Annotated in this window: 15 protein-coding genes and 1 tRNA gene; all 16 read left to right on the top strand. The window is 25.7% G+C overall.

Translation table 11 applies throughout. The features are described 5' to 3' along the window. Positions 1–309, top strand: a 309-nt coding sequence (locus C7380_RS13655; protein ID WP_206050485.1) for a hypothetical protein, incomplete at its 5' end; no start/stop codon positions are given. Positions 310–605: 296 nt separating this feature from the next. Beyond that, positions 606–681: transfer RNA gene (locus C7380_RS01485), tRNA-Thr, on the top strand. Between the two features lie 40 nt (positions 682–721). Further along, complete coding sequence (gene tilS, locus C7380_RS01480) at positions 722–1,663, top strand: tRNA lysidine(34) synthetase TilS (protein WP_109603708.1); 942 nt, start codon at positions 722–724, stop codon at positions 1,661–1,663. 10 nt (positions 1,664–1,673) lie between these two features. Then, positions 1,674–2,099 (top strand): thioesterase family protein, encoded by a 426-nt coding sequence (locus tag C7380_RS01475; RefSeq protein ID WP_109603707.1) that lies wholly within the window; start codon positions 1,674–1,676, stop codon positions 2,097–2,099. Positions 2,100–2,126: 27 nt separating this feature from the next. Next, on the top strand, positions 2,127–2,855 hold the full coding sequence (locus C7380_RS01470; RefSeq protein ID WP_109603706.1) for a winged helix-turn-helix domain-containing protein: 729 nt from the start codon (positions 2,127–2,129) through the stop codon (positions 2,853–2,855). A 69-nt stretch (positions 2,856–2,924) separates the two neighbouring features. Then, positions 2,925–4,214, top strand: a complete 1,290-nt coding sequence (locus C7380_RS01465) for a sensor histidine kinase (RefSeq protein WP_109603705.1) — start codon at positions 2,925–2,927, stop codon at positions 4,212–4,214. Beyond that, on the top strand, positions 4,201–5,511 hold the full coding sequence (locus tag C7380_RS01460) for a thymidine phosphorylase (RefSeq protein WP_109603704.1): 1,311 nt from the start codon (positions 4,201–4,203) through the stop codon (positions 5,509–5,511). Before C7380_RS01465 ends, C7380_RS01460 begins: the two co-directional genes overlap by 14 nt. Before the next feature lie 16 nt (positions 5,512–5,527). Then, positions 5,528–7,165, top strand: a complete 1,638-nt coding sequence (locus C7380_RS01455) for a phosphodiester glycosidase family protein (RefSeq protein WP_109603703.1) — start codon at positions 5,528–5,530, stop codon at positions 7,163–7,165. Positions 7,166–7,192: 27 nt separating this feature from the next. Then, positions 7,193–9,256 carry an elongation factor G gene (gene fusA, locus C7380_RS01450; RefSeq protein WP_109603702.1) on the top strand — a complete coding sequence of 688 codons (2,064 nt, stop codon included), beginning with the start codon at positions 7,193–7,195 and terminating at the stop codon, positions 9,254–9,256. Positions 9,257–9,330: 74 nt separating this feature from the next. After that, positions 9,331–9,858 carry a cob(I)yrinic acid a,c-diamide adenosyltransferase gene (locus tag C7380_RS01445; RefSeq protein ID WP_109603701.1) on the top strand — a complete coding sequence of 176 codons (528 nt, stop codon included), beginning with the start codon at positions 9,331–9,333 and terminating at the stop codon, positions 9,856–9,858. A 33-nt stretch (positions 9,859–9,891) separates the two neighbouring features. Beyond that, positions 9,892–10,461 (top strand): bis(5'-nucleosyl)-tetraphosphatase (symmetrical) YqeK, encoded by a 570-nt coding sequence (gene yqeK, locus C7380_RS01440; RefSeq protein WP_109603700.1) that lies wholly within the window; start codon positions 9,892–9,894, stop codon positions 10,459–10,461. Next, positions 10,462–11,166 (top strand): hypothetical protein, encoded by a 705-nt coding sequence (locus tag C7380_RS01435; RefSeq protein WP_109603699.1) that lies wholly within the window; start codon positions 10,462–10,464, stop codon positions 11,164–11,166. Between the two features lie 5 nt (positions 11,167–11,171). Next, on the top strand, positions 11,172–12,329 hold the full coding sequence (locus tag C7380_RS01430; protein ID WP_158274741.1) for an LCP family protein: 1,158 nt from the start codon (positions 11,172–11,174) through the stop codon (positions 12,327–12,329). Further along, positions 12,322–13,404: an ABC transporter permease gene (locus tag C7380_RS01425; RefSeq protein ID WP_109603697.1), complete on the top strand. Its 1,083-nt coding sequence runs from the start codon at positions 12,322–12,324 to the stop codon at positions 13,402–13,404. Before C7380_RS01430 ends, C7380_RS01425 begins: the two co-directional genes overlap by 8 nt. Then, entirely contained in the window at positions 13,394–14,008 is a 615-nt protein-coding gene (locus C7380_RS01420) for an ATP-binding cassette domain-containing protein (protein ID WP_109603696.1), read from the top strand. The genes C7380_RS01425 and C7380_RS01420 overlap by 11 nt, the downstream gene beginning before the upstream one ends. A 1-nt stretch (position 14,009) precedes the next feature. After that, entirely contained in the window at positions 14,010–14,459 is a 450-nt protein-coding gene (gene ndk, locus C7380_RS01415; protein ID WP_109603695.1) for a nucleoside-diphosphate kinase, read from the top strand. Position 14,460 lies beyond the last annotated feature (1 nt).

Raw genomic sequence — 14,460 nt, 5'->3', positions numbered from 1 at the left:
CCTTCTAATTGTCCTCTTCATAGGTCTAACTGTTATCGTTATTTTGATTTTTCTAAGGATAATTTTAGAATGTTTTTGGATAGAAATTCTTCAAAGTTTAAAAATACTTACAAAAAACGTACTCTTATTGAATCTATTTTCTCTTCTTTATCTCGTTTATCTAATTCTACTTCTCTTAGATTCATTAATTCTGTTAATTTGGATTGTAATTTGGCTAACTTGTTTCTTATATCTTCTGCCTTACTTGCTCATTCTATTGGTAGAGATGATTTGTTAGCTTCTCCTAAATCTTTAAAATATTCTTTTTGATTTTTTATCTTATCTTCTATATTTTTTATTAAAAGCTTTTTCTAAGCTTTTTCTTTTGCTATCTTTTTTTCTTTCTTCCCTTCTCTTTTTTCTCTTTTTTATCGCTTTTTATTCCTTTTTTTACTTGTTTTTATTTTTGTTGCTTTTCATTTACTTGTTTTTTATTTCATATCCCTTTTTTATTGCTCTATTTTTCAAGTCACTATACTTTATTATACTATAAAAATATTTAAAATATAAAATTTGACACTTGCAAATTTTATAGTATAATATTAACAGTTGCTGATGTATAAAATGCCGATGTAGCTCAGCTGGTAGAGCGGCTCATTCGTAATGAGTAGGTCGGGGGTTCAAATCCCTTCATCGGCTCCAAAGACGCCCGCAAGGGCGTTTTTCTCTGTGAGGTGTTAATATGTACTTAAATTCATTCGAAAAAAAAATCTTTAATTTCATAAAAACGTATAAAATTTTTAAAAAATGTGATAAAATATTAATAGCAGTTTCGGGTGGTAAAGATTCAATGACACTGCTAAATGTATTGTATAAAATATCAAAAATAAACGATTATAAATTAGGCGTTGCACACTTTAATCACAAAATAAGAAAAGAATCTGAACATGAAGAAAAATTTGTTGAAGAATATGTAAATAAATTTGGATTAGAATATCATTATGAAAATTTTGATATTATAAGATACTCAGAAGATAGTAAAATATCTATTGAACAAGCGGCGAGAGAAAAAAGATACGAATTTTTATTTAATATACAAAAAGAATTCAAATATGACAAAATTGCTACGGCACATCATCTGAATGATGTTACAGAAACATTAATATATAGATTATTGAGGGGTACTGGTATATATGGTTTATCAGGTTTAATGCCCGTTAATGAAAAATTAACCAGACCTATGTTAACTGTAACTTTGAAAGATGTAGAGGATTATGTTACAATTAATAAGGTTGAACATGTTGTTGACTCAAGTAATTTTTCTCTTGAATATACGAGAAATAAAATAAGACACAAAATAATTCCAGAATTTGATGGAATATTCGATAATTATGAAAATAATATTTTAACTCTTCAAAAAATTTTATGGGAATATAGAAATACTGTAGAAAAAGAATTTAAAAAAAGAGTTAAATATGAAAAAAACGAATATATTTATGAAATAAAAGGTGATATATTTGATTCTGAAATACTTAGATTAATATTTATGAAAAATAAAAATTATCCACCTAATTATGAAGAAACTAAAAAAATTATAAACATGGGAAGTAAAAAACAAAGAAAAATATATAATTTTTTAATATTTAAAAATAAAAGACATCTCCATATTTCCCAACTAAAATAGGAGGGATATTATGCATGAAGTACTTGAAAATATTAAAGATGAATTTATGAAAGAGCATAATTTTGAATTTCAACTAAATAGTGAATTGTACTATTGGACTGAAACTAATTTGAACTTGAAATATCAAGTTTTGAGCACTTCATCTTTGATAGAATATGTGCATAAATGTGGATTTGAAATTATAAAACCTTATTTAACTGAAAAAATGGTATGTGTTGTGTCAAAAACTAATTTTGAACATATATCTATTACACCACAAGGTTTTAAAGTGTATGTTAAATTAAAAGTTTCAAAAATAATTGGAAATACCATACTTTTTGAAGGTGAAGCATTCGATGAAATAAATAAAATAGCACAATTCTCTTTTGAAAGAAAAGTTATAAGCAAAAAAACGCTTGAAAGAAAATCACTGGAAAAGCTAAATAAATTAAACTAAAGTAAACCCAGAAAGGGGGAATTATACATGGCAAAAAAAACTATTATGATAGTTGAAGATGACCCAGCTATTTCCGAAATGTTATCAATAAATCTTTCTAAGGAAGGTTATGATGTATTATCAGCAGGTTCAGCAGATGAAGCATTGAAAATTGTTGAAGAAAAAGATGTAGATTTCTTTATAGTGGATATAATGCTTCCAGGATCAATGGATGGATTTGATTTAATAAGAATTCTCAAAAGTTCAGAGGCACATAAAGCTACACCAGTACTAATTCTTTCAGCAAAAGATGATGCAGCAGATAAAGTTGCAGGTTTAGAACTTGGTAGTGATGATTATGTAACAAAACCATTCAATGTAAGAGAATTGTTGGCTAGAATAAAATCAATATTTAGAAGACAGACAACAGCTTCACAAATGAAAGAAGAAGGACCTAAAAAAATAACTGCTAAAGATTTGATAATCAATACAGAAAGATTAGAAGTATGGGTTAGAGGTGAATTAGTAAGTTTGACTCCATTAGAATTCGATCTTTTAGTGTTCTTAGCTAAAAACGAAGGAAAAGTATTCAATAGAGATGTATTATTGGATAAACTTTGGGGATATGACTATTATGGAGACACAAGAACTGTTGATGTTCACATAAGAAGACTTAGAACAAAAATAGAAGAAGATCCTTCAAATCCAAAATACATAATTACTGTACGCGGAAAAGGATACAAATTTAGAGATCCTGGAAAGGATAAAAATGATTAATTAAATACAAAAGCGACAGAGGATTTCTTCTGTCGCTTTTTTTAAATAATAGAAGAGGTGGAAAATAAAATGATATATTTTTATACTCTAACAATAACTATTTTCATAATAATAACCTCATTATACATATATTCTTTTATAAAAAATAAAAAAAATGAAAAAAAATATAAAAGATTAAAAAATGAAATTTCAAGGATTTTCAATATAAATTTAAATAATCCATCGGATGATTTTGTAATTCATCAGATAGAAACCAATTTAAAAAGTATTAAAAATAAATTTGAATCAGAAAAAAATAGAAGAAGAAATATGTATTCGATATTGGATACTTTAAATGAAGGAGTTATGTTAACCTCTCTATATCAAGGAGATATAATAAAAGTAGACTTTGCAAATAAATCATCAAAAGAAATTTTTACACTTGAAGACTATATAGGAAGATCTCTTGCTGAAATAGTTGATAGTCACAATCTCATAGATTTAATACTTAAAAGTTTTAAAAGAAAAATTAATGTTGAAGAAGAGATATTATTTTATTCTCCTGAAAAAAGATATTATAATTGTAAAATAAAGACTACAGAAATAGATGAAAAATATAGAATAGTTATTTTAACTGATGTAACTAAAGAAAAGAGTTTAGAATCATTGAGAAAAGAGTTTTTAACTATAATGTCTCATGAATTAAGAACGCCACTGGCAGTTATGAATGGTTATCTTGAAACAATACTTATGAATGATAATCTTGAAAAAGATGTAGAAAAAATGATAAAAATAATCGAAGATGAAACTGCAAGATTAACGAGACTTGTGAATGATTTATTAGACATGGGAAGACTTCAAAAAAATATTTCTGATGAAAAAGAATTTAAAATAATAAATCTTTCAGAAGTCACAGGAAAAGCTTATAAATTCTTTAAAATGCTTGCAGATGAAATGGAAATAAATCTAGAAGCTGAAATAGAACCCGATTTGTTTATTATGGGGAATGATGATAGAATATTACAGGTAATATATAATTTGATTGATAATGCTTTTAAATTTACTTCGGCAAGAGAAGAAGATAAGAGCATTTGGATTAAGCTTTATAAAGATGCATATGAAAATAAAAATGAAATTGTATTAGAAGTTGAAGATAATGGGATAGGAATACCTTCTAAAGAAATTCAAAAAATATTTGATATGTTTTATAGAGTTGATAAATCAAGAACTAGACAGATAAGCGGTTTTGGACTTGGTTTATATATAGTAAAACTTATATTAGATAATCATGATGCCAGAATTTTTCTTGAAAGTGAAGAGAATAATGGAACTCTTTTTAGAATAAATTTTAAAGGAGGGCAATTTAATGAGACCTTATGATATTATAGTTAAAAAAAGAGATGGTGGAATAAATACAAAAGAAGAAATTAAATATATGATAGAAAAATATGTTGAAGGTAAAATACCAGATTATCAAATTGCAAGTTGGTTAATGGCTATATATTTTAAACATATGACATCTGAAGAAAGATATAACTTAACTATGACAATGCTTGAAAGTGGAGATAAAGTTGATTTATCTGCAATAGAAGGTAAGAAAATTGATAAACATTCTACTGGAGGTGTGGGAGATAAAACCACTATATCTTTAGCACCTATGGTTGCTTCTATAGGATTAAAAGTGTCAAAGTTATCAGGAAGAGGGTTAGGCCATACTGGTGGAACAGTTGATAAACTTGAAGCTATTCCTGGTTTTAAAACTGCATTGAGTGAAGAAGAATTTTTTAAAATAGCAAATGAAAAGGGAGTAGTAGTTGCTGGACAAACTGCAAATATAGCTCCGGCTGACAAAAAAATATATGCTTTAAGAGATACAACTGCTACAGTAAATGAAATTTCTCTGATATCAGCGAGTATAATGAGTAAAAAATTAGGCATTATGTCAGATGGAATAGTTTTAGATGTGAAAACAGGTTCTGGAGCTTTTATGAAAAGTATAGAAGAATCTGTTGAACTTGCAAAAGCTATGGTTGATATAGCTAAGAAGAATGGTAAAAAAGTTACTGCTTTGGTTACTAATATGGATCAACCTCTTGGATATACAGTTGGAAATTCTTTGGAAGTTTTAGAAGCAATACAAACTGTTAAAGGTGAAATAAAAAATGATTTTACAGAATTATGTTTAGAATTATCAGCTCATATGGTAGATCTTTCTGGAATTATGTCATATGAAAAGGCAAAAGAAGAAATACAGAAAAATATATATAATGGTAAGGTTAAAGAAATAATGAAAGAATGGATAAAATCACAAGGAGGAAATCCCGAAGTAGTTGAAAATCCAGAAAAGATATTAAATATTTCAAATTTAACCTATGATTTTATAAGTGATAAAAATGGATATATAACCCATATAGATGCTGAAAGTGTTGGTATATCTTCTATGCTATTAGGTGCAGGAAGAGCAAGCAAGGAAGATATAATAGACACATCAGTTGGAATAAAAATATTTAAAAAATTGGGTGATGAAGTAAAAGTAGGAGAAAAAATAGCCACTCTTTATTATTCAGAAGAAAAAGGATATGAAGAAGCACTCAAAAAATTAAAGGAATCATATATTATAAAAGATGAAAAACCTCATGAAAATAAAACCAAGTTAATATATGAAATAGTTAAATAATCAGGGGGTATAGATTTTGAACTTTATTAAAAAAATTATAGTGTTTTTTTTAATAATAATCTCAATAAATGTATATTCCGAGAAGGCGGTTTTACTTAGCAGTGTAAAACCGCCAACCTATATAAATGCAATTAAAAATCTCGGAGAATACTTTATAGATATAAAAGGTTTAAATGATATGGATATTATAGTTCATGAATATTCAAAAGGCTTTTATATTATACACAATAGAAAAACACTTGAGATAAACAAAGAAGATTATTATTCAAGACTTGATTTACTCGAAAAATTTGACAATAGTGTATTAAAGATAGAAAACAAATACTATTTAAGATATGATGTCCTTGCCAAAATACTATCAAAAAAAACTTATCAAGATTTAGATAGAATATACTTTTATGATTATCTTCCAAAAATACTCAGTTTTAAATCAAATATAAATGAATGGGAAATAATTTTTGATACTTTTATAGATCAAAAAAGTGTAGAGATAACAAAATTAGATGAAGAATATTTAATAACTCTAAAACCTATATCCAATTATTCATATATACCGCATAATATAAATTATACTTATAATGCAGGTACTCTGTATATAAGATTTAAAACTGACTTAAATTTAAATTATGAGATTAGAGAAAAAACATTAAAAATAAATTTAAAGAAAAATGAACCAATAGACCTTATAAAGTATAAAAAAGAAGCTGTTGAAATAAATGATGAAAAAATAACGGTTTACAGTGCAAAATTCGATCCTAAAAAATTAAAAATTAAAAATGATTTAAATAATCTTGGAAAATATGTTTCAGCTCAAGAATATTTTAGCGATTCTGAAGCTTTACTATCAATAAATACTGCATATTTTAACCCAACAAATCTTGAACCTGTTGGGGCAATAATTGAAGACGGGGAAGTTCTTCATCTATCTGCTTATTCAAGACCTGTATTTTATATAACAGAATCAGGTAATATGAATATAGATTATATTAATATGGAATATAGAATAAGTATAAATGATGCTTTATTTTGGATAAAATCTGTTAATTCAAATTGGAAAGCAGAAGTAAAAGTTTATACATCTGATTATCATGGGGAAATCATTGAAAATGAAGAAGAATATTTATTTTTTGTTATAGAAAATAATAAAGTAAAACTGATGGGAAAAAAGAATCCAAAAGAAAAAGAAAAATTATTATTAATAAATAAAAAATATGAAAAATATTTAAAAGATATAAAAATAGGGTCTGAGATTTCTATGGAACTTCATACTAATATAGATGAAAATATTAAAACATTGATAGAAGGAGGACCTATTTTAATAAATGAAGATTATTCTAAAGAAAAGCTAATAGAAGAAAGAAGAAGCTATTCTAGCGGAATTATTTCTGGAAAAAGTCCGAGAACTGTACTTGCAATTGACAAAGAAAATATGGTAACATTATTAGTGATAGAAGGTTACGAAGATAAAAATAAAGGGTTAAATTATGATGGGTTGAAAATTTTATTAAATAAAATTGGGGAATATAAAAAAGCTATCATGTTTGACGGGGGTGGCTCCTCTCTGATGTACTATAAAAATTCTATAGTAAACTATGGAAGTGAAAGATTGAGAGATTATATACCAGTCTTTCTAAGTGTTTATACTAAAGAATAAAAATAAAAAGTTGGAGGTGGGGAACTTATGGGGAATCTATCTTCTTCCCAGAAAAGAATAATAGGGGTATTTGGACATCATCTTTGTGGTAAAACTACTATAATGGACGCACTTTTAAAAGAATATTATGGTGTTGATAGAATTGGACAAAGATATTTAGACAAAGATGAAATTGAAAAACAGAAAAAATCTACATTTACAAATCATATTATAACTATAAATTATCAAGATATAAGAACTTTTTTTATAGACACACCAGGATCGGCAGATTTTTTAGGGGATATAAATACAGCAATAAATGCAGTAGATAATGTATTACTTGTAATTAATGCGGCATCAGGAATAGAAGTTACTACAGAAAGAGTTTATAAAGTAGCAAAAGAGATGAACAAACCTGTTATTTTCTTTGTTAATGGACTAGACAAAGAAGGAGTAAAATATGGAAAAGTTATAGAAGAATTGAAAGAAAAATTTGAAGATGGAGCAAAATTAGTACCTTTTCAAATTCCAATAGGCGAAGGAGAAAATTTCAAAGGACTTGTAAATTTATTAACAAAGAAATCTTATATATATGAAAAAGATTTTTCTGGAAAAGCAAAAGAAATAGATGGAATAGAAGAAGAAGCAAAAGAATATTTTGAAAAATATCATTCAGAATTGATAGAAGATATAGTTGAAACAAATGAAAGTCTTATGGAAAAATATTTTGAAGGTGGAGAAGAATCTATAAGTGCGGAAGAACTTCTTCAATCTCTACATAATTCATTAGAAAGTGACCAAATAATACCTGTATTAGGTGGTTCTGCATTACAGAATATAGGTGTAGATAGAATATTAAATGCTGTAAAAAAATTCGGTATGGCTTCTAATGAAAGGACTTTTGAATTTGAAGATGGAGAAACAATAAAACCTGTTGAAGATGCTGAAATGATAGGAATGGTAATAAAAAATGATGTAGATCCTTTTGTAGGAAGAATATCATATATAAGAATATTGAGTGGAAAGATGAAATCAGTTTCAAATTTATATGTTGTAGATGAAGAAAAAATAGAAAAAACAGCACATATATATTTACCAGGATTAGAAAAAAATGAAGAAATTGAAGAAGCATCTGCAGGAGATATAATATTAATTCCTAAATTAAAAAGCTGTAAAATAGGTTATACATTGAGAGAAAAAAATGAAGATAAAAAAGTTATGATACCAGAATATCCAGAACCAATGATAAGTAAGTCTATAAATCCAAAATCAAAAAATGAAATAGATAAAATAACCTCATCACTTCAAAAACTTTCGGAATCTGATAAAACATTTACTTGGGAATATGATGCAGAAACTGGAGAAACCATAGTAAATGGAATAGGTGAAGTGCATCTTGAAGTTATGTTAGAAAAATTAAAAAAGAATTTTGGCGTTGATTTTGAAGTTGGCAAACCCAAAATAGCTTATAGAGAAACGATAAAAAAACCTATGAAAGCTGAATATAAACATAAAAAACAGACTGGTGGTCATGGGCAATATGGACATGTTAAACTTGAAATAGAACCTTTAGAAAGAGGTACAGGGTATGAATTTGTAGACAAAATAGTCGGTGGAGTTATTCCAAAAAACTTCATACCATCTGTAGATAAAGGAATAAAAGAAGCCTTAAAAAATGGAGTTTTAGCAGGTTTCCCAGTTGTTGATGTTAAAGTTACATTATATGATGGTTCCTATCATGCTGTTGACTCATCTGATATAGCCTTTCAAATAGCAGCTAGAAGTGCTTTTAAGGAAGCAGTTAAGAATGCATCACCAGTATTACTCGAACCTATAATGTCTGTTGAAGTTTTTGTACCTAACGAGTATACAGGAGATGTAATGGGAGAGGTTACTGCTAAAAGAGGAAGGCCGATGGGTATGGAAGCTGTAGGTAAAGGAACTGATAAAATAAATGCTGAAATACCATTAGCTGAAATGATGGATTTTTCACCACGATTAAACTCTTTAAGTTCAGGAAAAGGGTATTTTAATATGAAATTCTCTCACTATATGGAAATTAGTCCTGATATACAGAATAAAATAGTTGAAGAATTCAAAGTTGAAGAATAAATTAAAAAAAAATTAAAGGGAGGGCCTATATAAAACCCTCCCTTTTTTGATATAATTACTTTGGAGGTGAAAAAATGTCTATTTCTACAAAAAAAGGAGATAAAGGTCAAACAAGCCTTTGGAGTGGAGAAAGAGTTTGGAAAGATGATATAAGAGTAGAGTCTTATGGAACTATAGACGAACTGAATTCTCATATTGGAGAATCAAAACATTATGTCAAATCACATGAAATAAAAGAAATACTTATAGATATACAAAACGATTTGTTTCGGGTTGCTGGACAATTGGCATCCAAAGATAAACTTTATGTAAAACCAATAGAAGAAAGTGATGTTGAAAAAATAACTCAATATGTATATAAATATGAAACAAGATTAAATTTAAAAGGATTTGTAATACCTGGCAATACTATTCAATCATCAAAATTAGATGTTTGTAGAACAATTGCAAGAAGAGCTGAAAGAAGAATAATTTCTCTTTCTAAAGTGTCGCAAGTTCCCGAACAGTTGAACAAATATGTTAACAGACTTTCTGATTTATTATTTATTATTGCAAGATTTGAAGAACATTTAGAAGATAAATTAGAATATAAGAAATGGTAATATATGTAAAGTGAATTTGGCGGTGTTTAAATAATGAATGAAATAGATTTTATAAAAAAAGAAATAGAAGAAAATTTAAGTGAAAGAAGATTAAAACACGTTTATTCTGTGAAAGACTATATAGAAAAACTTTCAAAAATATTTTCTTTAGATTCAAAAAAATGTGAAATAGCAGCTTTAGGCCATGATATTTTCAGAGAAAAAAATTCTAAGACACTTATGGAGCAAGCAAAAAAATATAAATTAAATTTAAAAATGTATGAAATAAACTATCCATTGTTATTACATGGTAAGATAGCAGCTCTATATTTAAAAGAAAAATATGAATTAGACGAAGAAATATATCAGGCAATATATTATCATACTTCTGGATGTATCAATTCCAATGATATAACAAAAGCTTTGGTGATTTCTGATTCAGCTGAACAAACAAGGGATTATAAAGGAGTTGAGGAATTAAGAAAAATATCTGAAAAATCTTTAGATGAAGCATACAATTATGTAATGAAAGGAAAAATAACTTATGCATTAAAAAATAGGTTATTGATATTAGACGAAACTATAGAATATTGGAATAAACATGTCCTGGAGGTGCAGATTTAAATGGCAAATATATATTTAGGAAGTAAAAAGAAAAAATCAAAAGGAAAATTATGGTTGTTAATTATCATATTAATACTTATAGCAATTATAGGTTTTTTTGGATACAAATATTTCAAAATAAATAATTCAGAACCATTAAAAGCATCTAAAAATACTTATGCAATATCATATGAAGATGATTTATATTTTATAAGAGTTATAAATGATAATAAAAGAATTCAAATAACTAAAATACCTAATAATAGTACTTTCCCAGATACAAATAAAAATATAAACAATAAAAGTTTAATAATAGCTACAGATGAATTTTTAAATCAATTTAATTTAAAATCAGATTTTAAATATTATATAAATTTAAATATAGATCTAATAAAAGAATTTACAGAATTATTGAATAAACCTTCAGAAGATATTGATGGATTTATAACAGCTTTAAAATTTAGCAATATAAATCCTATTCAATCATTATTCATAGGAAAATATAGAGATGTTATAAGAAAATATGACAGAGAAACTAATCTAACAGATGAATCTGTGTATGCTTTGATAAGCGCGTTTAATAATTATTCTATAACTGACTATGATAAGTTAACTTTAAAAACGATATTCAACAAACCTATGATTGTTAATGTAGGCGATCAAACTTATAAAAGAAACTATATAGATCAAAAAGTATATGACTTAATAAAAACAATATTGGAGTGATACTTTTGACTAGAAAAATTGCAGGGATAGCAACACTTTCCCTGCTAATTATATTAATAATATCAATAATATTTTCTTTGTACACAAACTTTTCAATAAAAACAACTTTGAAATATCCTCTATATTTTTTAGCTATAGGGGTTGATTCAGAAGAAAGTGGAGTATCAAGAACAGATACTTTAATACTTGTTAGTATAGATGAAAAAGGTAAAACGCTTTTAACACCTATTCCAAGGGATTTAATAATAAAAATAAACAATGAAGAAAGAAAAATAAATTCTGTTTATGAACACTTTGGAATAGAAAGACTATTTGATGAAATAGAGAATATTTCTGGTATTAGACCACAAAAATATGTAATATTTAATTATTCTATTTTTAAAGAAATAGGAGATATAATTTCTCCCGTAAAAATATTTGTAGAAAAAGACATGTTTTATCAAGATTATCATCAAAATTTGAATATAAATTTTAAAAGAGGATATAATAATTTAAATGGTAGCGAATTATTATCTTATGTAAGATTTAGACATGATGAATATGGAGATATAGGAAGAATAGAAAGACAAAAACAAGCTTTATTTGCTATGTTGAAAACTGCACAAGAAAGAGGTTTTTTTACTCTTTTAGAATTAGTGAAAACAGTCAATGAAAAAACAACAAATACATTTGAAATATATGAAATGTTAAATCTTTATGGCAAATTAAAAAGTTCAAATTTAACATTTATGCAATTACCTATAAAACTTGAAGGTAATTATGTTCTTATAGATGAACATAATATAGATGAATTTAAATATAAAATATCTAAGTTTAAAGATCCAGAAGAAAATGAAAAACAATTATGGTTATTATTTACAAAAAATTATGAAAATAATGCATACAGTTTTTATACTTATATATTCAACAATTGGAAAGAAAAAGGATATCAAATAAAAATATTAGATAAGAAAATAGATTTTCAAATAGAAAATAAAGTATCTTATATATTTTCTAAAAACAATCAAAAAATAGAAAAAATAAAAGAAGATCTCGAAAAACATTATGAAAAAGAATTTAAGATAATAAATAATGATGAATATTATTTAGAATTAATAAAATTTTTCTCAGATAATTTAATAGATACTACACCTTATGATGCATTGGTGATAATGAATGAATAAAAAAGAAAGAAAACTATTATTTATAATAATAAAAGGATTCTTAAAAAAATCAAAAAAAGATTATAGATTTACACTCTACTCAATTGCTATATCTGTTTGGGGATTAATAATAATAACCTCTATAATAAATGGATTTGATCAAACTCTAATTAAATCTATAACAGATTTTTACCCACATATAATAACAAATTATTATGAAGCAAAAGAATTTCAAGAAATAGAAGAAAAGATAAATTTTGATATAACTCCAGCTTTTATTATGAATAATGGAAAAATAATCAATATAAATATTTTAGAAACAGATAATTTAACACCTATAAATAAACTTTTAAACACAAATGAATCTGGTAACAATATAATAGGAAATACATTGATGAATAATTTGAACTTAAAAGAAAATAAATTGAAAATATATCAGATAAAAGGGATAATACCAATATACAAAGAAATAACAATAGATGGAGTTTTTAAATCTGGGGTATCTTTGTTTGATTCTAATTATATAATTCAAAAAAATAAAGACATAAAAAAATATACAGGGTATTATATAAAAGAACCAAAAAAAGCCTTAAAAATAAAAGAAAAATATTTTGAAAATACAAATGCTATGACTTGGCAAGAATCCAACGAATCTTTGATGAAAACAGTTCAAGTAGATAGTTATTTAGCCTTTATAATAACTTTTTTTATATTTTTAATGACAGGGTTTACAACCAGCAATTCAATAACTTATAGTATACTAAATAAAAAAAAAGAAATAGGTATATTTAATTCTTTAGGTATGAAGAAAAAAAATATAAAAAAAATATTTTTATATCAATCTCAAATAATAGCTTTATTTGGATACTTAATAGGAATGATATTTGGTTTAATAACTGTAATAGTTTTAAATTTTATAAAAATACCATTGCCTATAAGCATATTTTATTTAGAATATTTACCAATAAATATAAATATAAAAATACTAATTATTGCCTTTATAATAAATGTTATTATTACATATATTTTTTCATTTATATCATCAAAAATAATATTAAAAATAGATACGATAGAGGCGATAAGAAATGATGACTGAAACTATATTAAAAGTAAAAAATTTAAATTTTGCCTATAAAAAAAATATAATTTTAAAAAATATAAATGTACATTTCCAAGAAAACCAATTGTATTCTATATATGGACCATCTGGAAGTGGAAAATCAACTTTATTATATTTACTTGGCGGATTAATAAAGGATAAAAATAAAAATATAATAAAAAAAGATAATTTAAAAGTAGGCTTTTTATTTCAAACACATAATTTGATAAAAGAATTAAGTATATATGAAAACATAAAAATATCGCAACTTATAAAAAATGAAGATGATGATGAAAAAATATATGAATTATTAAAAGAAATGGGGATATATCATATAAAAAATAATTATCCAGACCAAATATCTGGTGGAGAAGCTCAAAGGGTTTCATTTATAAGAACACTTATAGCTGATACAAAAATAATATTATGTGATGAACCAACAGCATCATTAGATACTAAAAATAAAGAAATAATATATAACATAATAAGCCAGTATAAAAAAAATAAATTAATAATAATAGCGACGCATGATGAAAATGTAAAAAAATATTCCGATAAAACTTTCAATTTGATAGATGGTAATCTCGAAGAGGGGGGATAAAATGGAATATGAAAGAGAATTTGTTATGATCAAACCAAATTCTGTAAGACGAGGAATAATAGGTGAAATAATAACAAGATTGGAAAAAAGAGAGTTAAAAATAACAGCTTTAAAACTAAAAAATATAACAGAAAATGAAGCCGAAGAACTTTACAAAGAACATGAAGGAAAAGCTTTTTATGAAGAATTAATAGATTTCATAAAATCCGGTCCAGTAATTCTAATGATAGTTGAAGGTCCAAGAGCAATAGATATGGTAAGACATATAATTGGAGTCGCAGATCCTTTGAAATCTTCTCCAGGAAGTATAAGAGGAGAATATGGATTAACTGTTGGGAAAAATATAGTTCACGCTTCTGATTCTCCTGTGAGTGCAGAAAGAGAACTCAAAATATTTTTTAATGAAGAAGAAATAATAGAATATAAATTAAACACACAAAAAGATCTTTAAG

This window comes from Oceanotoga teriensis (genome assembly GCF_003148465.1).
GTDB classification, from domain to species: Bacteria; Thermotogota; Thermotogae; order Petrotogales; family Petrotogaceae; genus Oceanotoga; species Oceanotoga teriensis.
The sequence above is the reverse complement of the archived record's forward strand: the minus strand, read 5'-3'. Positions and strand labels throughout refer to the sequence as shown.